This window comes from Clostridium oryzae, from assembly GCF_002029235.1.
Classification (GTDB): Bacteria; Bacillota; Clostridia; order Clostridiales; family Clostridiaceae; genus Clostridium_AE; species Clostridium_AE oryzae.
Genome location: NZ_MZGV01000023.1, coordinates 45,883 through 72,452 on the forward strand (window position 1 = coordinate 45,883; position 26,570 = coordinate 72,452).

The window sequence follows — 26,570 nt, forward strand, 5'->3', positions numbered from 1 at the left end:
TAACGCCACCTATCTTTTCAATATGCTATTTAATTATATTGAGAGTTCTCTTGAACATAGAATAATTAATAAATTAGGAATTAGCAATTATGGTTAAAATTCTGCATAGCAGAATTTTCTACCTCACTTTTCTCTTTACTCTTTTTTCATTCATAATTTCTAATTATTTTCTCTTCCACTCTATATTGTCTCCTCTTGAAGGATCAACCTCAAAACCAGCGCTGTTTATTCTTCTCTCTATGCAGTTTCTGCATTCAGCAGCCTCGTCGCCAGTACATATCTTATTATCATAAAGAGAATACTTAGCTCTTACATCCGTAGGTGAAAGATTCGGCATAACTACATTTGCACCTGCTTTTATGCCCATTTCCCTTCCTAAAGGATGTATTGTACCCAAAGCAGTGGTTGCCGGCAACAAAACTTTAGGAAACATAAGCCTTGTGAGTGCAAGCATTAAAACTGTTGTTTGGAGACTGCCCTGCTTCTTATCTCTAAATGGCGTGTCCTTTTGCGGTATAAATGGTCCAAGGCCAATCATCTCCGGCTGCAATTCCTTCATGAACAATAAATCCTCTGCCAGATTTTCCGGCGTCTGATATGGCGATTCCACCATAAAACCTGCTCCCACCTGATAGCCTATCTTTTTTAAATTAAATAAACATTCTTTCCTGTTTCTCAGACTTAGTTCTTTCGGATGAAGTTTAGCATAATGCTCTTCATTGGCTGTCTCATGTCTCAAAAGATATCTATCTGCACCTGCAACATAATATTTTTTATAGGATTCATAGGATTTTTCACCTATGGACAGAGTTATTGCACACTCAGGGTATAATCTCTTTATATCGCTTACTATTTCAATTATCTTATCATCTGTATAAAAAGGATCTTCTCCGCCTTGAAGTACATAAGTCCTGTATCCAAGGTTATAGCCTATCTCACAACACTTAAGTATCTGTTCAGCCGTAAGTCTGTACCTTTCTGCATTGCTATTGCTTCGTCTTATTCCACAGTAAATGCAGTCATTCTTACAATAGCTTGTGAATTCAATAAGTCCTCGCATAAATACCTTATTTCCATAATATTTCTGCCTGACTTCAGCTGCCTTCGTCGACGCATATTTAATAACTTCATCTTCCTTGTTCGCTATAATATAAGCAAGTTCATCCTTATTAAGATAGTTGTTCTTATATAGTTTGTCTATTAGTTCTTTTATCATATGTTTTCCTCTTCCCACAAAAGCTTTGCCAATGGAAATGGTTCAAGCGCTCTAGGCATTATCCCCTGAACATAGGCAATAAGCACTCCGTAATTTACTATAGGTACACCAAACTTTGCAGCAGCTTCTATTCTGCTCATCATCGCAGTTTTATTTAACATGCAGGCTCCACAGTGAACGATAAGCGAATACTTCTTAACCTCTTCTGTAAAACTTGCTCCTGAAGCAAATTCAAACTCTATATCCTTTCCGGTTCTCTGTCTTATCCATCTTGGAATTTTAACCGTACCGATATCATCAGACTGCCTATGATGCGTACATCCCTCTGCTATTAGAACTTTATCACCATTTTTCAATCTATCGACTGCTTTTGCACCTTTTATAAGTTCATTAAGATCTCCTTTGTTCCTGGCAAATAGTATAGAAAATGATGTAAGCGGCACATCCTTAGGTGTATCTGCTGCTACCTTCAAAAAGGCCTGTGAATCTGTAATTACAAGTCTTGGTTTTCTGCCTAGTTTCTCAAGAGTTTCCCTAAGTTCATATTCTTTTGTAACTATGGCTATAGCATCACTTTCTAATATATCTCTTATAGTCTGCTGCTGCGGGAGAATAAGTCTACCCTTGGGTGCAGCCTTATCTATAGGAGTAACTAGTACAACAAAGTCCCCTGGTGAAATAAGATCTCCAACTATTCTGAACTTTTCTGAATCCTCAGGCATGATTTTTATCATTGTATCTTTAAGTTTATTTATATTTATTTTTTCAGCTGATGATACCCCAACTACAGGAACTTCTATATCTTTTTCGAGCTTTTTTAGTGTTTCTTCCTCTATTTTTACTGAATCTATCTTGTTGAATACAACTACAGCAGGTATCTGCTTTTCCTTAAATATTTTAATAAATTTATTGTCCTCTGCTGAAATTCCTAGTTTTGAATCTATAACCAAAAGAGCTAAGTCAGTTTTTTTAAGTATCTCCTTTGTTTTCTCTATTCTAAGTTCACCTAGCGTTCCATCATCATCTATTCCTGCAGTATCAATCAATACACATGGACCTAGCGGAAGTATTTCCATACTTTTATATACTGGGTCAGTAGTTGTCCCCTTAACTTCAGATACTATAGCAGTATTACCTCCTGTTATAGCATTTATCAGGCTTGATTTTCCTGCGTTTCTTTTCCCGAATAGGGCGATATGTAAACTTACTCCTCTTGGACTGTTATTCAAGCTCATAGTTTTCCTCCTTTAGCTTCTTCCAGGAATACCTGGTTTCGTAACTTCAAATGGATTCAGTAATTGTTCTGCTTCCTCAGGTGTAAATAGTCTTTCATTTATAAGGACTTCCTTAATGCTCACACCATCTTCAATAGCTTTCTTAGCTACATATGATGCTTTATCATAGCCAATATGCTGTACGATAGCTGCAGCTAATGCGGTTGAACCTATAAGATTTCTTTCACATTCTTCTTTATCTACGTCTATATGCTCTACGCACTTCTCGCCAAAAATCGTTACTCCATCCTTAAGCAGTTGAAGCGATTGCAAAAGACTATCTGCAATAAGCGGCATAAAAGCATTGAGTTCAAGCTGTCCCATTGAAGCCGCCATCGTTATGGCTTGATCATTAGCAATAACCTTTATAGCAACTTGAGTTATCATTTCAGTAATTACCGGATTAACTTTTCCTGGCATTATTGTTGAACCTGCCTGCATCTGAGGAAGCTTTATCTCTCCGATGCCTCCTGCAGGTCCTGAAGCCAGCAGCCTCAGGTCGGCTGATATCTTAATTAAGTTAGTACTGCAGGCTTTTAAAAGTCCGGATACCTCTACAAACACATCCGCATTTTGAGTTATATCCATCGGATAATCTGATCTGGCTAGACCTAATCCTGTAAGATCTTGAAGTTCCTCTGTTATCATATAAATATATTTTAGTGGTGCATTTAGTCCTGTACCTATAGCTGTTCCCCCTATATTTATCTGTCTAAGTCTCTCCTCTACCTTATATATTCTCCAACGATCTCTTTCTAAAGCTTTTGCATACGCACCAAAGCCCTGACCTGCAAGCATTGGCACAGCATCCATCAATTCTGTTCTTCCAAGTTTTATAATATGATTGAATTGCTGTTCCTTCTCTTGAAACCGCTGTTGAAGCTTTGCAAGTTCTTCACTAAGCTGTCTTATGAGTTTTATAGCTGCAATTCGAAGTGCTGTTGGATAAACATCATTTGTGGACTGACACATATTAACATCATTAAGCGGGTGTACTAAACTATAATCGCCCTTTTTACCTCCGAGAAGTTCTATAGCTCTATTTGCTATAACTTCATTTACATTCATATTAGCCGAAGTACCCGCTCCGCCTTGAAGTGCATTTGTACAGAGTTCTTCATTAAATTTTCCTGCTATAACCTCCTCGCTGGCCTGAGCAATTGCCTTTGCTTTATCTTCATCAAGGTACATAAGTTTTCCATTAACTGTTGCTGCAGCCTTTTTAATTAATGCCAGCTCTTTTATAAGTTTTATATTAGTATTATGATATTCCAGCTTAAAATTTTCTAAAGCTCTCTTCGTATTTATTCCATAATACCGATCTTCCTCTATATCATATTGTCCTAACATATCCTGTTCTGTTCTGAAGCTCATTTTATCACTCCTCTTATGAAAGGTGCATATGTAAAGTTTATATTCTCAATAAACAAAAAACTTTTCCCAAAGGAAAAGTTAGATTTTAAGCACAGAAAAACACTTATTTCTAATTTCCTTTTAGATAAGAAAATTCTTTTCTATCAGGTCGTTAATTTTTTAACAACAGTATAATCAAGAAAGCCTCAAAAATACTGAAGTGTTCCATTTCAACATAATAGTACTATATATAAGTTATTGCGTCAATAAAAAAGGCTGCAGGTGATTTCTCTAAACGGCATATAATCGTAGAATAAACGATTATATGCCGTCTTTCTGCTTACTCTATAATATTATCTCTGTCCCATCAATAACGATTTTCTTTATCTGTTCTAAACTAACAGTAGCATTGAACATAGTCTTAAACATGAATACCCCATTTTTATAATCTTCTTCACACGACAATTCGGCAATTTTAGAACCATCTTTTAACACAAGATATATATTTCCCTTCCAATTATCCTCAAAATAAGCTTTATTCTCAGTATTCATTAGTTTATCCGTTTTATAAATTATTTTCATAGACAAAGGAGATATATCAATGCTTTTAATTCTACCTGCAAATCCAGAAATCTTAGCTTTTTTATTTATGTTATATCTTCTGCTAGTGTCTTTATATGACAGCTTAAATTTTAATTTCCATATACCTTTATTAATTATATCTTGCGTCCCCTCTCCACCAATTGCCAGATAATAATCTTTAAGCTGTTCTGCTGATGTTATAGTATGAAAAACAACAAAATGAGCAGAAGTAAGTTTTTTTGTATCACCTTCATCTATATCCATAGTAGTTCTAACGCATTTCCCTGTTTTACGATTAACTAAGGCTAGAGGCTTATTAAAAAGATATTGATAATCTAATTCATCATTAATATTCATGTTAAATGTAAATATATTATCCTTGATGCCCATATTAGTAATCTCTAGTTTAGGATATTTTTCAGAAAAAGTAATTTTTTTAGAAGTCTTAGGCAAAGTGTATAGAGGCTCTAATAATCCAGCTTTTATTAATTCCTCTCTGCGCTTAAGAAATTTATCACCTGTTAACTTTCCACTTTCTCTCATCGAATAATATTCTTTAAGAATTTTATTATCTTTATCAAAATGATTACTGTCACTTCTAACACTGTAATATCTATAGTCTTTATCATTAGCTTTGTCAAACTTGGTAAAGATATTGTAAAGACTGCCTTTCATTCCGATATCATCCAGTTTATTTGTTGTGTGGAGAAAATTAGTTAGTAAAATAGTTATATTATGACCACTTAGTTTTTTGATATTGGAATTTACAATTGTATGAATCATAAAGGTTGCCTTTCCCTTTTTACTACCATCATCAATCCTTGTGCAGCTGCAATATTGTCTCGATACATCATCATCAACCTGCAATTCTACTTCCTCAAAGTTAATTGAATTAAGTTTATCTTCCTGATTATCTGTAAATGATTTTCCATTTACAGTTCTTACATCTATGGCAACATTAAGCATTCGATCATCACCAACAACACCTCTTGCTGTCAGCTTAAGCCCTGCTTCTGTATCAGTTGATTTAATAATTGCACCAGCAGTTTTAAGAAAGACTGAATTATTTTTGATATCAGCTTGCTTATTATCCTTTGTACTAGAAATATGCTCCTTAAAATAGCCTTTAAACACATCAGCAATATTCCATGTAGCTGCTGCTACACTAATGCTTGATAGTGACAAAATAATTGCACATATTAGTACAAGTTTCTTTTTACGGCTCCTATTACGAAATATTCTTTTATCTTCATCACTGTCTAATATATTAAAAACAATTCTATCATTCAGCTCTTTTGATGGCTTAATCCCTCTCATTGCATCTCGGTAGTCATGACTATTCATAAATTAATTCCTCCTTCAATTTTAATTTTAAGATATCCCTGCCCCTTTGAAGTTGAGTACGTACAGTGGTCTCTTTACGCGATAAAATAGAAGAAATCTCCTTTGTAGAGTAGCCTTCATAATAATAAAGGTGAATAACCTCTCGATATTTAGACGGTAGTTCCAGCACAGCCTTCAATAAATCATTATTTTCTTCTATAAATACTAATTCTTCTTGCTTATCATCTATTGGAACAACCCGCTTATACCAGCTCGACCGTAAAAAACTTTTTGAACAATTAATTGTAACTCGAATTAACCAGGCCTTTTCATGAGTATTACTCTCGAACACCTCTCCATGTTGAAAATATTTAACAAAAACCTCTTGATAAATATCCTCTGCATCAGAGCGATTTTTGCAATAAGAAAATGCTATCTTATAAACCGTGTCTCCGTATGTATCGAGTATTTCTCTTATAGCATTTTCATTCATACCAAACTTTACTTTCATTTTATTGCCTCCTTCACTAGTAATACTCTTAACAATAGCTAAATGTCACAGCTTATATATATTGGTTAGGATAATTATACTGTGTACTTTTATACAATCCCTTTTCAATTGTCTAAAACTATATCTTTATTGCTTATAATTTATAATAACTGATTTATATTGAAATTCATGATAAATATATTACGAACTAAATGCTCAGGACGGAAAAGCAGAGCGAAAGTGCATTAAATAGGTAAGAGAATTAAGAGTAAAGAGAAAAGTGCTGGTATTGCAATAGTTATCGTTTTTACTGCTAAACTATTGGTTTATTAAGCATCAAAAGAGCCCTTGCGGGCTCTTTCAAAAATATGTTACTTTAACAAATCTTCAATTGTTTCTATTCTTGAAAACAGTTCAGGCTTTTGGTTTATCATGTCGCCATTTCCGTCAACAACATAGTATTTTTCATCTAATATAGCTTTCAGCACCTTAGCATAACTTCTTATGTCATCAACTGTTGTATTAAGCATTCCTCTATATAAATTTGTTTTATCTTCCGCTGTTTCGTTAGTCATTGACATCTTATCTGTCAAATCTGCTTGAGCACTAGGATCACTTGAATAACTTGCATTATTCCCTATAGCACCTATTATATAGTTCTTCATCTCTTCATTAGTTGCTTTAAAGTTCTCTATATAGCTAACTGAATCATTATATGCCTTTAATGTTTTTTCCATATTAGGATCACTCATTGATACGAATGCCATTCCACGGTTACTTATATCAAATACAGTAATATAAGCACCTCCTTCTACTCTTACTTTATTCCAGAGATATGCATTCAATATCTTAGATAGTACTTCCATTTTGGGTTCGTATTTATATCCTGACTCTTTAAAATTTCCACACTGCATAACAGAAACTAATTTATCTTGACTTATTATTGCCTGAGTTTTTTCATATTTAACCTGATTATGTTCAACATCTGAGTATTGTTTTGAATTCAAGTCGTTAACAAACTTTTTCAATGAAGCTTTAAAGGTTTTATATGTATTGCTGTCTCCTGTAAAGCTTACCTGAAGATTGTTCTTATTAAAAACTACATCTTTTACATAATTAAGTTCTTTCTCCGTACTATCCCATTTAGAATCAAAATTATTATCAAGCGATACCAGAAACTTGTACAGTTTCAGTTCACTAAACTCATTATTCAGGTTATCATCTTCAGAGTAGAATTTCTCTAGCTCTGCCATTCCAATTATATTATTTTCCTCCAAATCCATTTTCAATTCTTTTATTTTCTCTTCAACAATTTCTTTTATTCTGCTTTTATTGCTGAAGTCTGCATTATTAACTATATCATTATATAAGTTAAATGCCTGACTTACATTATCGCCAAGAGCTGTAAAACTCGACTTTAGCCTAAAAACATGTTTATTCTGATCTTTATAGTCACTTTCAATATCAGGTGTAAAATTAATATTGCCATCTGTATATTGCTGTATCTTTTGTGCCAATAATAAATGATCAGTATTCTTTGTATCCATTTTTCCTAATAATGAATCTAAAAATGAAAGATATATATATTTATCCCGTGGCAGCTTTGAAAAATCAAAATAAAACTTAGCATATGCAATACCATCACTTGGAATATTATGATATAAAACCTTTGTATTTCCTAATTTTTCTGTCTTTGTCGGTATCGGAGTAAAATTAGTATCTAAATCTTTTATACTTAACGATGGCATTTTAGCAAGGGCTTCTTTTGAGTCAGGCTTATTTTTCCATTTAGTTAATGCCTTCGTATCTGCTACAAGTTTTTTAACAGCTTTTCTAGAAAGAGATTCTTTATATTTCTGAAGCTTCTTTTTAAACTGTCTTTCCTTTTCCTCAAGCAAACCTCTTTTAGGTTTTAAAACTACTATTGATTCATTCTTATTCTTCAATATGTATTTGTTTATTAACTTTTCAAGATATTCATTATTATATTGCTTTTTTATTTTATTCATGACATCGCTTTTATCAAGATACATCAGTGGATCTCCACCATATAACCAGCTTCTATTGATACACTGAGCATAATCATATCCAATTGCATAAGACTTATATATACTCTCTTTTGTAGACAAATTATATCTATTTAGATATTTATCTATATCCTTTCCATCAAATCCATTTTTCACTACACTTTTCAGCGTATTTAGAATTATATTTTCTATTTCTGCTCGCTTTGAGGCATCAGTATTTTCAATTGTTATAGACAGTATTGGCTGATAGGTATCCTCACAAAGACCTATGTCTATATTGCTGAATCCCTTATCTTTAAAGGCTTTTTTTAATGGTGAAGTTTCTGAATTTGTTAAATAATCCGATAAAAATTCAAAAGCTACATTTGTTTCTTTATCAAGCATCGTATTAAGTTTATAGTTAAACGAAATATATGTTTTTCCTTTTTCAGTGTCACTTTTCCCTACTCCATAATAATCTTCCACTGCCTTTTTCTTTTTAAATGGTTTTTCAATCTCTTTACTAGACGGCAGTTTCTTTTTTCTATATCTGCTAAAATAATTTGTGTCAATATAGCTTAACATATCGTTTATGTTCACATCTCCATAGAACACAGTACTGCTGTTTGATGCGGAGTAATTCTTTTTATAGGTGTTTACTAGTTCTTTATAGCTCAAAGTTGCTATATCATCAGGTTTACCAGGCGAATTCCATTTGTATTGCGTATCTGGTAAAAGTGATTTTGTGATATCTTCATTCATAATATCTGAAATATCGTTGGCATGACCGTTCATTTCATTGTAAACAGTTCCATTTACCTTAAGTTCATCATTTACGGAGTTTAATTCATAATGCCATCCTTCACGCCTAAATACATTCTTTTCCTTAAGAAAATTAGGCTCAAAGACAGAATTTAAATAAACTTTTACCAGATTCATAAAATCTTTATTATTTTTGCTTCCTACAGGAAATGCAGTATAATTGGGCAAAGTATAAGCATTCATATACGTATATAAAGACCGATTACGCATCTCACTGAACACATCCTTCACCGGATACTTTTTTGAACCACATAATATCGAATGTTCAATTATATGATTAGTGCCTTTATTATTTTCGGCGGGTGTTTTAAAACTTATTGTACAATATTTGTTTTTATCACTGTTTTTCAGAAACAATATTCTGGCACCAGTCTTTTTATGAATGTACTCATAAGCCGTTGCTCCTATGCTTTTAACCTTCTTATTTAACACCAATCTAAAATCTTTCTTATTTTTTTGAGCTTCACTCAATGTTTGAGCTTTTATATTCTTTACACATGGATTTGCAAATACTGCAGTAGCTGAAAAAATAGTAAGCATTAAGCTAGCTTTTATTCTTCGATTCATTTTCCCATCCCCTTAGAATTTTCAAACTATATTATCCTGAATTCGGTATAAACATTTATCCCGCATTCATTGAAGTACGTTTTTATTTTACTCTTAAGTTTAACTTGCAACCATCGAATCAAGGTTACATATCATGCTCTAACATTACATTTTTGTAATATAAAAAATGGTTACACCCTATGTCGGCTAGTTCCGCTCGTTAAGCAATTTTACCGCATCTTTTAGTCAAATTTCCTAATGACTCATAACTCGGCTGCGCCTCAAACAATTCGCCATCTTAACGGAAATTTGCCTAAAAGACACGGATAATTGCTAAACTCACTCCAAATGCCTCCGTCGGGTGTAACTATTTTTAATGCCCTAATTCTTAATATTAACAAAATACTTTTATTTTATTAATTCTATTACCTTTCTATCCTAATTCACTAACTTTAAAATATATTACTGTTTCTTTTTAACTTCTTCGTAAACACGCTGTACCGTTTTTTTATTTAATTCCCACCTTCACTTTACTCTTTAGTGGTGTATCTTGATATTAATTAAAAGTTATCCACAATTGGCAAAATACACAAATTACTAAAAAGTAAAAAAAGTGGCGTGTAATCCTCCTAGACTTCAATGTTTCCTACGATTACACGCCACCTGCTTCTATCTCTATAAAAATTATATTACTTTAACAAGTCTTCAATAGTTTTTATACTTGAAAACAATTCAGGCTTCTGATTAATAATATCACCGTTTCCAGTAACAACATAGTATTTTTCATCTAATATCGCTTTCAATACCTTAGCATACCCTCTTATATCAGAAGCAGTAGTATTAAGCATTTCCTTATATTTATTCGTTTCATCTTGAGCTGTTTCATTAGTCATTGACATTTTATCCGCCAAATATGCCTGATCACTAGGACTTTCAAAATAGCTGGCATTATTACCCACAGCACCTATTATATAATTTTTCATTTCTTCCTTGTTTGCCTTAAGGTTTGCTATATAACTGACTGAATCATTAAAAGCTTTAAAGGTCTTTTCCATATTCGGATCATCCGTTGACTCAAAAACCATTCCTGAGTTGTTTACATTGAAGCTAGTACCATAAGCTCCACCCTGCACTCTTACTTTATCAAACAAATAGGAATTTAGTATCTTAGCAAGTACTTCCATCTTAGGATTATATGTACACGCAGCTTCCTTAAAATTTCCACACTGCATAACTGAAACAATTTTATCTTGACTTACTATCGCTTGTGTCTTTTCATACTCAACTGTATTATGATCAATATCTGGATATTCTTTTGAACTTAACCCTTCAGCAAACTTTTCCAACGAGTTTTTAAAGGTTTTATAAGTAGTCCCGTCCCCTGTAAAGCTAACTTCAAGATTATTCTTATTAAAAACTACATCTTTTACATATTCAAGTTCTTTTTCTACACTGTCCCACTTAGAATCAAAATTATTATCTAAATCTACTAAAAATTTATATAATTTTAATTTACTAAATTCATAACTTAAATTTCTACCACTATCTAAATTTTTTGTTAGTTCCTTTTCTCCTAAAAATGATGTATTTTCCTCTAAATCTTGTTTCAATTTCTTTATCTTTTCTTCTACAATTTCTTTTACTCGGCTTTTGTTACTAAATGACATCTTATTAACAATATCATTATATAAATCAAATGCTTGGCCTACATTATCATCAAGAGTTACAAAACCAGATTGTAAATCAAAAATATGTTTATTCCTATCTTTATAATCACTTTCTATATTAGGGAAAAAATCTATATGGCCATCCGTACACTGCTGTATTTTTTTCATTATTGTTGTATAATCCGTATTTGTTGTATCCATTTTACTTAGCAGTGTCGTCAAAAATGAAAGATATATATATTTGTCACGAGGCAGTCTTGAAAAATCAAAATAGAATTTAGTATATCCAACACCATCTGTTGGAATATTATGATACAAAACTTTTGTACTACCTACATTTTCTCCTTTAGTTGGAATTTCATCAAAATTAGTATCCAAATCATTAATGCTTAATGATGGCATTTTTGCAAGATTCTTTTTCGAATCCGGTTTACTTTTCCATTTAGCTAATGCTTTTGTATCTGCTACAAGCTTATTAATAGCTTTTTTAGATAAAGACTTTTTATATTTTTGAAATTTTTCTTTAAGTTGTTTTTCATTTTTTTGAAGCAAACCCTTCTTAGGTTTTACAATAACTATTGATTCATTTTTATTATTTAATGCATATTTGCTTATAAGCTTTTCAAGATATCCGTCATTACATTTCTGCTTTATTTTTTTCATAACATCGCTTTTATCAAGATACATCATTGGATCTCCGCCATATAACCAGCTTTGATTTATTTTGTATGCATAATCAAACCCAACCGCATCAGATTCATAGGAAGATTCTTTAGTTTGTAAGTTATATGTATTAAGATATTGAACAACAGCTTCTTTATTCAGCCCATTTTTCACAACATTTTTGAATGTACTTTTTACTATATTTTCTATTTTAGCCCTCTGCGAAGTGTCTGTATTTGACACTAATATAGATAATATCGGCTGATATGTATTTTCACTCATGTATATCTCTGCGTCGTTAATTCCATTCTCCTTAAATGCCTTTTTTAATGGTGAAGCTTCTGAACTCGTTAGAAAATCTGATAAAAATTCAAATGCTACGTTTGTTTCTTTGTCAAGCATTGTATTAAGTCTATAGTTTAATGAAATATACGTTTTGCCTTTCTCTGTGTCTTTATTCCCTATTCCATAATAGTCTTCCATTACTCTCTTATTCTTAAAAGGTTTTTCTATCTCTTTGCAAACAGGCAGGCTTTGCTTGGTGCACTTACTTAAATAATTTGTATCCATATAGTTTAGCATATCGTTTATATTAACATTTCCGTAAAACGTAGTATAACTATTGGAAGCGGAATAATTCTTCTTATAAGTATTTACAAATTCTTTATAGCTAAGAGTTGATATATCGTTAGGATTTCCTCCAGAAATCCATTTATATTGGGTATCAGGAAGAAGTGACTTCATAATATCCTCATCCATTATTCTTGAACTATCATTAACATGACCGTTCATTTCATTATAAACAGTTCCATTTACCTTAAGTTCACTTTCAGCTGAATTTAGTTCATAATGCCACCCCTCTTGCTTAAATATGTTCTGTTCCCTAAGAAGATTGGGGTCAAAAACAGCATCAAAATAAACTTTTACTAAATTCATAAAACCCTTATCATTCTTACTTCCAACCGGAAACATTGTACAATCTGATGCAGTCATTGCATTAATAAATGTAGCTAAAGATCGTTTACGCATCTCATAAAATGCATCTTTTACTGGATATTTTTTTGAACCGCAGAGTACAGAATGTTCAATTATATGGTTGGTTCCTTTATTGTCCTTTGCAGGTGTTTTAAAACTTATTGTACAACACTTATTTTTATCGTTATTTTTTAAAAACAATATCTTAGCACCAGTCTTTTTATGAACATACTCATAAGCGGTTGCTCCCACACTATTAACTTTCCTAGTTAATATCAGCTTAAAATCCTTCTTGATGTTCTGTGCTTTATCCAATGTTGCTGCCTTTACGTTAGTAATGTATGGCGTACTGAATATTGTCGTAACTGAAAAAACAGTCAACACTAAAATAGCTTTTATTCTTTTATTCATAGTCCTATCCCCTTATACATTTTCAAATTTAAATTCTACTAATAAGATAATTTTTTAGTCTATAATTTCTTTTGCACAATATCTTCACTTGCATACTTACTACCTGTAATAAGGTATGCACATTTGAATGATTTGAATGGTTTATTTTTATATATGTCAAACAATTCAGCTAATGCGCTCATATCACTAGACTGAATTTCTATAACAAGCTCTTCTTAACGCAATTTGCTCTCTCCCTTCGGTTCTTTTCGATGCATCTATATATTAGAGACATTAAGTTCCTAATTGGTTCATTTTTATCAAAAAAACTTTGGTTATTATACCACATCTTATTTAAATAATAAAAAACCATTAGAAGAAGATAAATCCTCTGAAATAGAATTAATGTCCACTTATGATACAATATTTAAGACTACTTTTATAATTCATTTACGATACAGTTCAGCGTAACGGGTATAACATAGACTTTTTTCTTTAATCCTCTTTGCAATAAGAACTATATTTAATGCAATGACACTTACCTAAAAATCTAATCCAGTATATCACATAGTTATTTCCGATTGAAATACAATCACAGCACTTCCAGCAACCTTGACCTCAACAGGTTCTTTATCTTCTATTTTTACCTCAACTTCAATAATGCCTGATCGATTTATTGCTTCACCTTGCTTAACTTAGAAAGTACATCATAATTAGGGTGTAACTTATTTAGAGTTTCAATACTTTTTATACCAACCATAACTTTAGAATGACCTGTTGATACAATCTGAATTTCATAGTTTTCCAGCAAATCACTATTCTTAATATTAAGTGCTGGTAAAATTCCAACACCTGTTTTATGATAAACCCGTGAGGTATTAAGCCCATTTTTTAACTGCACGAGCATAATGAGCAGCTATAGTCGCATGCCCACAGATTAGCACTTCGTTTGTTTGAGTAAAAAAACGTATATGAACATCATAATCATTGCTATCTGAAGAGAAGATAAAAGCTGTCTCAGAATTATTAAGTTCCCTAGCTATTTTTTGCATTTCATAATCAGTTAATCCATCTGCATTTGTTATTACTCCTGCTGGATTTCCTGTAAATCTTTCCTCTGTAAATGATTTGAAAGTCTTTTCATATATTCTTTTATTTGCCTGTAAAATAAGCTAAACACCCATGTAAATATCAACTCTGTAAACAAGGGAGTTGCGCTCCAAGAAAGGTAGGAGACTGATTCGTTTATTAAGCACTTGTAATACAAATTTCCTAAAGAGTAAAAAAATAGACCCCTTATGGGCTCTATTTTGATAATGTATTTATTTAATAGTTATATCTACGCAAATAGGATAATGATCTGATAAATAAACCCCGTTAATACAATCACTCCAAGCTAATATACTATTTGCTTGAATATCATTTGAAATATAAATATAATCAATCTTTTCAAAATTATCTTCTTTTCCAAAATCATGGAATGTTACCGGGATTGATGTTGTTAAATCAACCATTCCAGCTGTCTTGTTAAATTCAGTTATCTCAGGACTATCAGGTTCAGCATTAAAATCACCTAACAAAATACAAGGCAATTTCACTTTATCATTCTCACTGCAAATATAGTTTCTCAGCTGATTTAATCCAAGCATTCTAGCACTGGAACTAATGTGATCTAAATGTGTATTATATACACGGAATATCTTATTACTGTTTGATTGAAACGTTGCTACTGCACATGTTCTTGGACAATCGCTTTGTATCTCATAACGAGAACCAGGAATATGGGGAGTTGGAGATAGCCAAAAAGTTTTGAACTCCATTAAATTCAAAATATCCTTACGATAAGCAATAGTCATCTGCTCACCTTCATAAGTTTCAGTCCTGCCCACACCAACTACATAATAATCAGTAAGAGTTTCCTTTAACCAGGCTGCCACATGTGGCAATACTTCTTGAAAGCATATGACGTCTGGCTTCTCTTTTGATAATTTTTCTTTGATAAGTGGTTTTCGAAATTCAAAATTATTATTACCATCTTGACCGTAATCACATCGAATATTAAAAGTAAGTATCTTCATATTGCTTCCCTCTGCTCATAATTTTTTTAAATTACTTAAAAATCTGTTCAAGTTTCATATATAACTTGGAACTTATTGTATGATTAGATAAAACTTTATTTCCTATTATACTACTATAGAAAATAAAGCTCAAAAACTTTTGCATACAAAAAAGCCCTTTCGGGCTCTTAAAAATTTAACTCTATTTTATTTCACAACCTCAACAGCCATATTAAGCTTCTCACCATTGATAGCAAACTCACCATAAGTCTTGTCTTCACCATGCAATATTTCTACAGTAAGAGTTTCTCTCTTTATAACCTCTGCAAATTTATCAATGCAGCCTTCAAGCAGCCTATTTCCAGTAACATACAGTTTAATCTTATCTGCAACTTCAAAACCACTTTCTTTTCTAAGATTTTGAACCTTGCTGATGATTTCTCTTACATAACCTTCTTCTTTAAGCTCCTCAGTTATTGTAGTCTCAAGAACAACTCCCACAGTTCCCTCTCCAGCAAAACCATAACCTTCAAGTCCTTGCATCATTACTAACAGATTTCCGCTGTTAAGCTCAATCTCTGTTCCGTTAACATTAATAGTAACGCTCTTTCCTGACTGAATAGCCTGTGCAAGCTCCATCTGATCTTTTTCGGATATAGCTTTTCTTATTCCCGGTATCAGCTTACCATAGGCTTTACCAAGCACAGGCAGATTAGGCTTGATATCAAAGTTAACATATTTTGAAAGATCAGCTCCAAACTCAACCTTCTTTATATTAAGCTCAGTCTTTATAATATCGCCGTAATAATCAGGAAGTGCTCCTGTACTTACAAGCATTTCTAAAAGCGGCTGTCTGTTCTTAATGTTAGCAGCATTTCTTGCACTTCTTCCAAGTTTAACTATCTTATAAGCTAAATCCATCTCTTCCTCAAGTTTCTTATCTACAGCTGCAGCATCATATGCTGGCCATGGGCAAAGATGTATGCTCTCTTCAGCAGATTTATCAAGATTAACTACTAAATTCTGATATATTTCTTCTGTTATGAATGGAACAAATGGTGAAGCTACCTGACATAAAGTAGTAAGTACCCTATATAAAGTAACGTATGCACCTATCTTATCATCAGTCATTTCCTGACTCCAATATCTTGCTCTGTTATTTCTTACATACCAGTTAGATAAATCATCAGTAAATTCCTGTATTGAAATAGCAGCTTGTGTTATTCTGTAGGAATTCAAATCTTCATCTACAGACTTAACAAGTGAATTTATTTTAGAAGTTATCCATTTGTCCATAACATTGTCAGATTTGAAATCTTTATAGTCTAATGGATTGAACTTATCTATTTCAGCATATAGCACATAGAAAGAATATACATTCCAAAGAGTACTCAAGAATTTTCTTTGAGACTCTGCCACTTCTTCCTCTGAAAATCTCGTTGGAAGCCAAGGTGCACTGGAACTGTAGAAATGCCATCTAGTAGCATCTGAACCTTGATGATTCATGACATCAAATGGATCAACTACATTTCCTTTATGCTTTGACATTTTAAGTCCGTGCTTATCAAGTACGTGTCCAAGTACAACGCAGTTTTCAAATGGATTAGTATCAAAAATTGCTGTAGATATTGCCATCAATGTATAGAACCAGCCTCTAGTCTGATCCACTGCTTCTGATATAAACTGTGCAGGGAAATTAGCCTTAAATAGTTCCTTATTTTCAAACGGATAATGGTATTGAGCAAAAGGCATTGAACCTGAATCAAACCAACAGTCAATAACTTCATGAGTTCTTGTCATTTCCTTACCACAATGTGGACATTTAAGCTTAACTTCATCTATATATGGTTTATGAAGTTCTATATTCTCAGGTACATTTATTCCCTTATCTTTAAGTTCTTTAATACTTCCTATACACTCTCTATGTCCGCATTCGCACTGCCATATTGGAAGTGGAGTTCCCCAATATCTATCTCTCGAAATTCCCCAATCTATAACATTTTCAAGGAATTTACCAAATCTTCCTGTTCTTATATTATCAGGATACCAGTTTACTTTATTATTGTTCTCAAGAAGCTTATCTCTAAGTGATGTCATTTTTACAAACCAGCTGTCTCTTGGATAATAAAGCAGCGGTGTATCACATCTCCAGCAGTGAGGGTAAGAGTGAGTAAATTTCTCTGATTTATATAGCATGTTATGCTCAGCCATATATTCTAGAATCTTAGGATCAGCCTTCTTAACAAACATTCCCTTCCATGGCTCAACACAATCAACAAAGCATCCTGTTCCATCAACCAGATTTATAAGTGGAATATTGTTCTTCTTTCCAACCATGTTATCATCTTCACCATAAGCCGGCGCAATGTGTACTATTCCAGTACCATCTGTAAGAGTTACAAAATCACCATGAATTACAAAGAATGCTTTTTCCTCTGGAGTATAGAACTTAAATAGCTGTTCGTACTCAAGACCAAGCAATTTTTCACCTTTAAATTCTTCAACTATTTCATATTCATCATCAAGAACTTTTAAAAGCTCTTTTGCGAGAATAAAATACTCATCCTTAACCTTTACTTCTACATAGTCATAGCTCTTATTAACTGCAAGAGCGGCATTTGAAGGTAAAGTCCAAGGCGTTGTTGTCCATGCTAATATATACTTATTTTCTTCACCTTTAATCCTAAATTTAACAAAAGCAGTAGCTTCCTTCACATCTTTATACCCCTGTGCAACTTCATGTGAAGAAAGTCCAGTTCCGCATCTAGGGCAATATGGTACTATCTTGTGACCTTTATATAAAAGTCCTTTTTCCCACATCTGTTTAAGAGCCCACCACTCTGATTCAATATAATCATTGTGATAAGTAACATAAGGATTATCCATATCTACCCAAAAACCAACTTGTTCGGACATTTCCTTCCACATATTAACATAAGTAAATACGCTGTTTTTACATTCTTTTATAAATTTCTCAACACCATATTCCTCTATCTGCTCTTTTCCAGATATACCAAGTTTTTTTTCTATTTCAAGCTCAACAGGAAGTCCATGAGTATCCCATCCAGCTTTTCTCAATACCTTAAAACCTTTCTTAACTTTATATCTAGGTATAAGATCCTTAATTACTCTTGTTATAATGTGACCTACATGAGGCTTTCCATTAGCTGTTGGAGGTCCATCATAGAACGTGAAATATTCTCCGTCAGCATTTAAATCAAAATTCTTTTTAATGATATCTTTTTCTTCCCACTGTTTGCGGATATTTTTTTCCATTTCCACAAAATTGTTGGAAGAATCCACCTTTTTGTACATTGATTTACCCCTTTCTTATGACTCTAACTCTATTCAAATTAATAAAAAAACTTCGTCCGACAAGGACGAAGTAACTTCGCATACCACCTTAAGTGAAAAAACTTCAAGTACTACTATCAGAACTAATAAAGTATTGATCTATCAATACCAATCACACAAACTAATACTCTATCCTTTAACGCAGGACTACGTACCAACTTACAAGAGGTAAAACCCTTCAGTCGTCAACTCCACGGTGATTCTCATTAAATACTACCTATGGCTTTTCACCAGCTCGCCACTCTCTTTAAGTTCATATTTAATTACCGGTCCGCTTCATAGTTTTTTATCAACTTAGATTATATTATAAAGCTTTCCGGATGTCAACGTCAAATAAAAAAAGGAAATGTTGTGGCACTACAGAGATTGACCCGTTCATTAAGCACTTGTAACACAAATTTTATGTAAATTTCCTAATTAGGGCAAACTCGGCTATGCCTCAAACACTGCCCTAATCTTAACGAAAATTTACATAAAATTTGCTGACAATTGCTAAACTCACTCTATATCTCCGTTGGTTAAAGGCCTAAATGGCCTTTAACGGGTTATCTGCGAATGATAATGAGCGTGTTTAGATAACCCCGACTGTAAACATTTCCTATGCCCTAACTCTTAGTATTAACAAAATACTCTTATTATACTATTTCTGTTGCCTTCTTATCTTAATTCACTAACTTCAGAATTTTTTACTGTTTCTTTTTAACTTCTTCGTAAACATGCTGTACCGTTTTTCCATTCAGCAACCACCTTTTCTCCTATTTAGTGGCGTATCTTGATATTAGTTAAAAGTATCCACAATAGGCAAAAAAACATAAATTTCTAAAGAGTGAAAAATAGGAGGAAGTGATTTCCGCTGAAAATATCTCATTCTTAATTCTATCAATACACTGTATTCAATAACTCAAACAATCTGTGATTGTACTTCTTGTGTAAATTAACTTCCAGTACATCATATAGTTTCTTCAGCTGCTTTACTACTTGCTCTCTATATTCATCATCCTTTATGAGTAAATACATTCTGCTGTTTTTTCCGTCCCCTATTCTTCCGCATAAAATTCCTTCAAGATTAAAAGCTCTTCTAGCAAATAACCCTGTTATGTGGGCCATTACTCCCGGATGATTTCTAACTACAAGTTCAATCATACAATACTCATTATTCTCCATCATATCCACCGCCTATCATATCTGTATTTGCTGCTCCGCCTTGTACTGTAGGATATACATTTAAGTCCGCTTTAATAGGTATATTTATAAGCATTGGTCCAGATTTTTCTAGTGCTTTCTTCAGAACTTCTTCAGGTTTTACTTTATCAGTCAAATCTACTGAATCTATACCGAAGCCCTTAGCTATTGCAGCAAAATCCGGATTTTTAGGAAATTTAACTGCTATATAGTGCTCTTTAAAAAACATTTCCTGCTGCTGTCTTACCATGCCTAGATGTCCATTGTTCATTATTATTACCTTAATATTAAGTTCTAGATCAGCAAGTGTAGCTAGTTCCTGTATATTCATAAGTATAGAACCATCACCGCTAAAGCATACTACCTGTCTTTCAGGATAAGCTAGTGCTGCTCCTATAGCCGCTGGCAATCCAAAACCCATAGTACCAAGTCCGCCTGAGGTTAAAAGATTTCTTGGATAAGTAAACGGATAAGCCTGTGCAACCCACATCTGATGTTGACCTACATCTGTGGCTACTATACTGTCCTTAGGAACAATTTCGCTTATATACTTTATTATATTTACAGGATGAAACTTATCTTCTTTTTTAGGCATTGTAAATGGATATTTACTTTTTACAGCGTCAATTCTATCAAGCCAATAATCTCTTGTATTTCCCTTTATCAATGGAATAAGTCTAGTAAGGACTTCCTTCACATCCCCATTAATATAAAAGTTAGATTCTTTTATTTTGTTAATCTCTGCATCATCTATATCTATATGTGCTATATTCGCTTTTCTGCAAAATTTATCAGCATTGCCTATAGCTCTGTCATCAAATCTGGCTCCGATTGTTATTATCAAATCGCTCTCATCCATGAGATAGTTTGTATATCTTGTACCATGCATTCCTAACATGCCTAAATAAAGTGGATTTTCCTTAGGCAGTACTCCCAAAGCCATGAGAGTTGACACTACTGGTATGCTCCCTTTATGTGATAATTCTCGTACTTCCTTCGCAGCATCTCCACTTATCACTCCACCACCAATGTATAACATAGGTTTTCTTGAATCATTAATCATGGCAGCAAGCTTCTCTATATCGTTATCGTTTATTTTCAGTTCAGTATCACACCAAGAATCAGTCTCTTTAAGCAGGTTGTAAAACTGACTTTCATCGATTATATCATTTTGAATATTCTTAGGTATATCTATTACCACTGGCCCAGGTCTTCCGCTTTCAGCAATTTTAAATGCCTCTGGTATAGCTAGTATAAGTTCCTCTAAAGACCTTACTAAAAAATTGTGTTTTGTTATTGGAACTGTAAGCCCATAAGTATCAACCTCCTGAAACGCATCTGTTCCTATGGCTCCATAAGGCACCTGCCCTGTTATAGCTATAAGAGGAACTGAATCGAGCTTAGCATCTGCTATTGCTGTAAGTAAATTAGTTGCTCCTGGTCCAGATGTAGCAAAACATACTGCTGCTTTCCCTGTAGCTCTAGCGATACCCTGTGCAATAAAAGCTGCCCCCTGCTCATGTCTTGCAAGTATATGCCTTATACTGCTTTCATACAAAGCATCATATATTGGTAAATTTGACCCTCCTGGTATTCCTATAATAGTATCAATACCCTGCTGTTCCAATAACTTTATTGTTATTTCTGCTCCAGTTAAATTCATTTATATGCCCCCTTTAAATATAAATAAAAACATAAATATTGCCCCATTTTATTGTATAAAAAAATCCTCATCCTAGTTCTTACTAGGACGAAGATTATATCTCCGCGGTACCACCTATATTCATAAATTAATACACACTCTGTAAAGTACAGGATTTCTCCGATACTATTCCCTTCTAACAGTGGGACACCGTTTAAAACTACTCTTAAGAATTTCGCTTAAAGACTCACGGGCTACCTTCAATATATCCGTCATGGGAAATTCTCACCAACATCCCCTCTCTTACAATCAAGACTATATTTACTCCTCCCGATCAAGGTCTCTATTAATATATTTTTTTAAATTTTACACTAAAAAACCACTTTAGTCAAGTACAAAAACATTACTTAAATCTCATGATATGCATTCATTGATCGTTATCATAGCCATTCTCACAATATAGTACTTTCACTTTGCTAAAAAATCTAGTATTAATATGTTATCTTTTAGAATACTTTCCTGGTGTAAAACCAGTTATAGCTTTAAACTGCCTTATAAAATGGAAAACGTTATTGTAACCTAATAGCTCAGCCGCCTCTTCAACGGATAGTGCTTGATTAGTAAGCAAATACTTTGCTTTGCCTATTCTTGTCATTATGAGATCCGCTTTAGGACTCACATGAAAAAACTCTCTATAATAAGTGCAAAACCTTGAAGTACTTATATTAAGAAGATCTGCCATTTCTTTAAGTTTCCAATCATATTCAGGTTTCTGCAAAATCTTTAATCTCACCATCTTGAATTTTTTTCTCATTTCAATCTTTGATGGATCTATATCATTATTTCTATTCGGCGAGCAAAACCTCCCGATACAGGAAAAAAGATGCATTAAGATACCATCTATACTTTCTCGAAAATATAAATCCTTCAATATATATTCAGCTTCTATATCTCTTATTGACATTTCAATGAAATCATCGTTTTTACAATAAAATATCTTATTTAAAGGAAGCTGGAATTTATCTGCAAGTATCTTGAAATCTTCACACTCAAAATGAAAATATGAATTTTGAAATTTTCCATTTGCTGGGCCATACCATTGTGGAAAACCTGGTTCATATATTAGGCAAGCTCCATAGCTGTTTTTATACAGTTTACTATCTATCCTTACGTTTGTATCACAAAGGAAATGAATAAATAAATATTCTGATGAACCTAACGGCCTGTCTATGGTGAACTCAGTTATTTCTTTTTTATTATATCCGGCATGTACGACATTAAAATCTAAATTCATAACCTTCTCCTCATGAAAAGTTTTTAATAACTTATAATGATACTATCACAGCTAAACAAAAAGTCAATTTTGTAGTAAGAAAAACTATAACTATATGCCATTAACAATGTTATATTAAAATAAATTAATCAATTTAGATACTAAATATTCTTATGGAGGGATATATATGACAAGATTAGTAATCAATGGTGACATTAAAAAAGGAAAAATCAATAAAAATATCTATGGGCAATTTGCTGAACACCTTGGAAGATGTATTTACGGAGGCTTCTGGGTAGGAAAAGATTCTGAAATTCCAAATGTAAACGGTATTAGAAAAGATGTCGTTGAAGCCTTAAAAAATATTAAGATTCCTGTATTAAGGTGGCCGGGTGGATGCTTCGCAGATGAGTATCACTGGCGTGATGGTATAGGACCACAGGAAGAAAGGCCTGTAATGGTAAATACTCACTGGGGTGGAGTTACTGAGAACAATCATTTTGGTACTCATGAATTTATGGAACTGTGTGACATGCTTGGAGCTGAACCATATATTAACGGAAATGTAGGAAGCGGAACAGTTCATGAGATGCAGCAGTGGGTTGAATACATGACCTTTGATGGCAAGTCCCCTATGTCTGCAGAAAGAGAGAAAAATGGTAGAAAAGAGCCATGGAAATTAAAATACTTTGGAGTTGGTAACGAAAACTGGGGCTGCGGCGGAAATATGAGACCAGAATACTATGCTGATTTATATAGACGTTATGCTACCTATGTAAGAAATTTCGGACATAATGAAATATATAAAATAGCTTGCGGTCCAAGTGTTGACGATTACCACTGGACTGAAGTGCTTATGAAGGAAGCTGGCAAATATATGCATGGTCTCAGCCTTCATCATTATACTATTCCTGGCCCATCCTGGCAGGAAAAAGGCAGTGCTACAGGCTTTGAAGAAGACCAGTGGTTTAATGCTATGAAGAAAGCCCTATACATGGATGAATTGGTTACAAAACATTCCACAATAATGGATAAGTATGATCCTGATAAAAAAGTTGGTCTTATTGTGGACGAATGGGGTGGCTGGTATGATGTTGAACCTGGAACAAACCCTGGATTCCTATATCAGCAAAACACATTGAGAGACGCATTGATAGCTGGAGTTACCCTAAACATTTTTCAGGCTCATTGCGACCGAGTTCAAATGGCTAATATAGCTCAGGTTATAAATGTACTTCAGTCTATGATTTTAACTGAAGGAGATAAGATGCTGCTTACTCCTACATATCATGTATTTGATTTGTATAAAGTTCATCAGGATGCTGAACTTTTATCAATGGCTATAAGCAATAACAGCAATTATTCCTATGGTGAAGATTCATTAAATCAGGTTAGTGCTTCCGCTTCAATAGATAAAGAAAATAAAATTCATATTTCTTTGTGTAACATAGATCCTAAAAATAAGACTGATATAGAATGCTGCATTAGAGGAGTAAATATCTCAAGTGTGTCTGGAAGGATATTGACTTCAAAAGATATGGACGCCCACAATACTTTTGACAATAATGAAAATCTTAAACCAGAAAGCTTCAAAGATTTTATTGTGAATGATGATGTTATTAGCATAAAACTTCCTGCAAAATCAGTAGCAGTATTAACTGTAGAAGTTAATAATTATATTACGAACCAGCAATAGAAGCGTTGACCGCTCGGTCAACGCTCCCTGCGGGCTCTGTAAATTATATAGATTGCTAGTTTTAAAGTACCATCTCTAAAATTTCTACACGTTAATTTTACAGACGTTATTTGATGAAGTTGTATCTTTAATTTTTCTTCGTAGATTATTAAGTGTGATCTTAATTATAAAGAGAGCTAAAGGCTTCTCTTCAATATGGAAACTGTTATAATTAACTTTCTTTTAATAATCCAACTACTTAAAAGCCTATTAATCGTGACAGGGCTCTACAAAGAAGCAGATCTTCGAAGCCAAGACCTGTCCTGCTTAGATAGCTTTTTAAGGTTATCTCTATTAAAATGGATATTAGTTTTAGCAATTTCCAAATTAAAAAGAGGTTTTTTATCTTTCTAAAAAATTAGCGATGCACTTTAGTTTTCTTCGAAGAAATTAAAAAATTGTTATTCCATAGAATAACGTTTATCCAATAGCACTTAGTTTATATTTAAAAGATACATTAAATAATTAACAGCTATTTAATTTACAGAACCCGAAGGGCGCAATGACCGGTAGGTCATACCCCCATCGTTGGTTCGCAATTTATTTAAATTACGTTTCTTGGAGATGGTTTAATGCGCAAAGTTGATAACTGCAAAGCATGTTCTGCAAGTGTAAATGTACCGCAGAAAGATATAGATAAAGCCCTTGAAGATCTCAAAAGGATTAAAAAGATCAAATTGGCAGACGATGAAACTTATATTGATAGATTAAAAATATGTTCATCCTGCCAATGCCTCGAATATAATACAACTTGTAACCAATGTGGATGTATCGTTCAAATAAAAGCCAAAGTAAAAGACAGTAGATGTCCATACCCTAAAAATTCAAAGTGGTAATATAAAAAAATCGGCAAAACCAAGTGCCGATTCCGGATGGGGACCTATGTCCCCCTGCGGCGTCCGCTACGCTCCCTGACACCCCCCCTTTACTGAGGCGGGAAGTGCCTTCCCTGCACCCATCTTTTTTACTCTTTAGGAGTGTATATTGACATTTGCTAAAAGTTATCCACAATTGGCAAAATACATAAATTCCTAAAGAGTAAAAAAGGGTTGCACCCTATGTCGGCTAGTTCCGCTCGTTAAGCAATTTTACCGCATCTTTTAGTCAAATTTCCTAATGGCTCATAACTCGGCTGCGCCTCAAACAATTCGCCATCTTAACGGAAATTTGCCTAAAAGACACGGATAATTGCTAAACTCACTCCAAATGCCTCCGTCGGATGTAACCATTTTTAATGCCCTAACTCTTAATATTTACAAAATAATTTTATTTTATTAATTCTATTACCTTTTTATCTTAATTCACTAACTTCAAAATATATTACTGTCTCTTTTTAACTTCTTCGTAAACACGCTGTACCGTTTTTTTATTTAGCAACCTCCTTTTCTACTATTTAGTGGTGTATCTTGATATTAATTAAAAGTTATCCATAATTGGCAAAATACATAAATTCCTACGAAAATTAAATAATAGCACTCTTTCTATTTTAGGCAACACTAAGCTAGACTGGCCTATTTAGGCTAGTCCCAAGCTTTGTATTTTATTTCATATTCTTAGACAGGGGCTTTTTCTATTCTATATCCTTTAGCTTTCAATATTCTTACCATGTTCTCTTCTCTTTTGTTATTTAGTTTATCTAAGTATGTACTACCATATTCTATATATGTTTTTCTCTCTTTAATTAGTTGATAACATATTCTTAGCATCAAACTTGCTAGCGCTATTGTAGCCTTTTTCTTTCCCATTCTTTTTACCCATCGTTTATAACACATTGATAATCGAGTATCCTTGCTCATACTTGCACACCAAGCGCATTCACACATTATACTTTTTAATGCTTTATCTCCTGCTAATGATTTACTTCGTTTTTTTTTACCTGCACTTTCATTATTCCCTGGACTTAATCCTGCCCATGATGTTATATGTTTATCTGATGGGAAGTAACTCATATCTGTTCCTATCTCTGCTATTATTATTGATGCTGCTTTCGTATTTATTCCTGGTACTGTATCTAGTATTT

General features: G+C 33.2%; 15 protein-coding genes, 1 pseudogene and 1 other annotated feature. Of the genes and pseudogenes, 2 read left to right on the top strand and 14 right to left on the bottom strand.

The window, feature by feature from the left end:
• Positions 1 to 163: 163 nt before the first annotated feature.
• The 13 genes and pseudogenes from hydE to CLORY_RS11850 form a co-directional block, all read right to left on the bottom strand.
• Positions 164 to 1,213 carry a [FeFe] hydrogenase H-cluster radical SAM maturase HydE gene (hydE, locus tag CLORY_RS11785; RefSeq protein WP_079424642.1) on the bottom strand — a complete coding sequence of 350 codons (1,050 nt, stop codon included), beginning with the start codon at positions 1,211 to 1,213 and terminating at the stop codon, positions 164 to 166.
• Positions 1,213 to 2,451 carry a [FeFe] hydrogenase H-cluster maturation GTPase HydF gene (hydF, locus tag CLORY_RS11790; protein ID WP_079424607.1) on the bottom strand — a complete coding sequence of 413 codons (1,239 nt, stop codon included), beginning with the start codon at positions 2,449 to 2,451 and terminating at the stop codon, positions 1,213 to 1,215. Before hydF ends, hydE begins: the two co-directional genes overlap by 1 nt.
• Positions 2,452 to 2,463: 12 nt before the next feature.
• On the bottom strand, positions 2,464 to 3,864 hold the full coding sequence (locus tag CLORY_RS11795; RefSeq protein WP_079424609.1) for an aspartate ammonia-lyase: 1,401 nt from the start codon (positions 3,862 to 3,864) through the stop codon (positions 2,464 to 2,466).
• A 324-nt stretch (positions 3,865 to 4,188) separates the two neighbouring features.
• Positions 4,189 to 5,769, bottom strand: coding sequence for a DUF4179 domain-containing protein (locus tag CLORY_RS11800; RefSeq protein ID WP_079424611.1), 1,581 nt, complete (start codon positions 5,767 to 5,769; stop codon positions 4,189 to 4,191).
• Positions 5,762 to 6,259, bottom strand: a complete 498-nt coding sequence (locus CLORY_RS11805) for a sigma-70 family RNA polymerase sigma factor (protein WP_242954405.1) — start codon at positions 6,257 to 6,259, stop codon at positions 5,762 to 5,764. The genes CLORY_RS11800 and CLORY_RS11805 overlap by 8 nt, the downstream gene beginning before the upstream one ends.
• A 350-nt stretch (positions 6,260 to 6,609) precedes the next feature.
• Positions 6,610 to 9,633, bottom strand: a complete 3,024-nt coding sequence (locus tag CLORY_RS11810; protein ID WP_079424614.1) for an insulinase family protein — start codon at positions 9,631 to 9,633, stop codon at positions 6,610 to 6,612.
• A 668-nt stretch (positions 9,634 to 10,301) separates the two neighbouring features.
• Entirely contained in the window at positions 10,302 to 13,328 is a 3,027-nt protein-coding gene (locus tag CLORY_RS11815; protein WP_079424616.1) for an insulinase family protein, read from the bottom strand.
• A gap of 542 nt (positions 13,329 to 13,870) precedes the next feature.
• A pseudogene (locus tag CLORY_RS11825) lies at positions 13,871 to 14,455 on the bottom strand (PhzF family phenazine biosynthesis isomerase).
• Positions 14,456 to 14,629: 174 nt separating this feature from the next.
• Positions 14,630 to 15,385 (bottom strand): endonuclease/exonuclease/phosphatase family protein, encoded by a 756-nt coding sequence (locus CLORY_RS11830; RefSeq protein ID WP_079424619.1) that lies wholly within the window; start codon positions 15,383 to 15,385, stop codon positions 14,630 to 14,632.
• Positions 15,386 to 15,571: 186 nt separating this feature from the next.
• Positions 15,572 to 18,679 (bottom strand): isoleucine--tRNA ligase, encoded by a 3,108-nt coding sequence (ileS, locus tag CLORY_RS11835; protein WP_079424621.1) that lies wholly within the window; start codon positions 18,677 to 18,679, stop codon positions 15,572 to 15,574.
• 918 nt (positions 18,680 to 19,597) lie between these two features.
• Positions 19,598 to 19,882, bottom strand: coding sequence for an ACT domain-containing protein (locus CLORY_RS11840; RefSeq protein WP_079424623.1), 285 nt, complete (start codon positions 19,880 to 19,882; stop codon positions 19,598 to 19,600).
• A complete protein-coding gene (ilvB, locus tag CLORY_RS11845; RefSeq protein WP_079424626.1) occupies positions 19,872 to 21,563 on the bottom strand; it encodes a biosynthetic-type acetolactate synthase large subunit in 1,692 nt (563 codons plus the stop codon). Before ilvB ends, CLORY_RS11840 begins: the two co-directional genes overlap by 11 nt.
• 80 nt (positions 21,564 to 21,643) lie before the next feature.
• Positions 21,644 to 21,889 (bottom strand) — a binding site (T-box leader).
• Positions 21,890 to 22,041: 152 nt separating this feature from the next.
• Positions 22,042 to 22,836 (bottom strand): helix-turn-helix domain-containing protein, encoded by a 795-nt coding sequence (locus CLORY_RS11850; RefSeq protein ID WP_079424629.1) that lies wholly within the window; start codon positions 22,834 to 22,836, stop codon positions 22,042 to 22,044.
• Positions 22,837 to 23,002: 166 nt separating this feature from the next.
• Here CLORY_RS11850 and CLORY_RS11855 point away from each other — a divergent pair, with 166 nt between their 5' ends.
• Together CLORY_RS11855 and CLORY_RS11860 are read left to right on the top strand one after the other, a co-directional pair.
• A complete protein-coding gene (locus CLORY_RS11855; RefSeq protein WP_079424632.1) occupies positions 23,003 to 24,511 on the top strand; it encodes an alpha-N-arabinofuranosidase in 1,509 nt (502 codons plus the stop codon).
• Positions 24,512 to 25,122: 611 nt separating this feature from the next.
• On the top strand, positions 25,123 to 25,386 hold the full coding sequence (locus CLORY_RS11860) for a DUF6171 family protein (RefSeq protein ID WP_079424634.1): 264 nt from the start codon (positions 25,123 to 25,125) through the stop codon (positions 25,384 to 25,386).
• Positions 25,387 to 26,103: 717 nt separating this feature from the next.
• On the opposite strand, the gene CLORY_RS11865 is transcribed toward CLORY_RS11860, so the two are convergent.
• Positions 26,104 to 26,570: transposase (locus CLORY_RS11865; RefSeq protein WP_139376025.1), on the bottom strand; the 467-nt coding region annotated here is incomplete at its 5' end.

Bases quoted from the DNA above. Each gene is read 5' to 3' on its own strand.
- CLORY_RS11800 (WP_079424611.1), bottom strand. From the start codon at position 5,769: ATGAATAGTCATGACTACCGAGATGCAATGAGAGGGATTAAGCCATCA.
- CLORY_RS11795 (WP_079424609.1), bottom strand. From the start codon at position 3,864: ATGAGCTTCAGAACAGAACAGGATATGTTAGGACAATATGATATAGAG.
- CLORY_RS11815 (WP_079424616.1), bottom strand. From the start codon at position 13,328: ATGAATAAAAGAATAAAAGCTATTTTAGTGTTGACTGTTTTTTCAGTT.
- CLORY_RS11830 (WP_079424619.1), bottom strand. From the start codon at position 15,385: ATGAAGATACTTACTTTTAATATTCGATGTGATTACGGTCAAGATGGT.
- CLORY_RS11805 (WP_242954405.1), bottom strand. From the start codon at position 6,259: ATGAAAGTAAAGTTTGGTATGAATGAAAATGCTATAAGAGAAATACTC.
- ilvB (WP_079424626.1), bottom strand. From the start codon at position 21,563: ATGAATTTAACTGGAGCAGAAATAACAATAAAGTTATTGGAACAGCAG.
- CLORY_RS11810 (WP_079424614.1), bottom strand. From the start codon at position 9,633: ATGAATCGAAGAATAAAAGCTAGCTTAATGCTTACTATTTTTTCAGCT.
- CLORY_RS11850 (WP_079424629.1), bottom strand. From the start codon at position 22,836: ATGAATTTAGATTTTAATGTCGTACATGCCGGATATAATAAAAAAGAA.
- CLORY_RS11840 (WP_079424623.1), bottom strand. From the start codon at position 19,882: ATGGAGAATAATGAGTATTGTATGATTGAACTTGTAGTTAGAAATCAT.
- CLORY_RS11860 (WP_079424634.1), top strand. From the start codon at position 25,123: ATGCGCAAAGTTGATAACTGCAAAGCATGTTCTGCAAGTGTAAATGTA.
- hydF (WP_079424607.1), bottom strand. From the start codon at position 2,451: ATGAGCTTGAATAACAGTCCAAGAGGAGTAAGTTTACATATCGCCCTA.
- ileS (WP_079424621.1), bottom strand. From the start codon at position 18,679: ATGTACAAAAAGGTGGATTCTTCCAACAATTTTGTGGAAATGGAAAAA.
- CLORY_RS11855 (WP_079424632.1), top strand. From the start codon at position 23,003: ATGACAAGATTAGTAATCAATGGTGACATTAAAAAAGGAAAAATCAAT.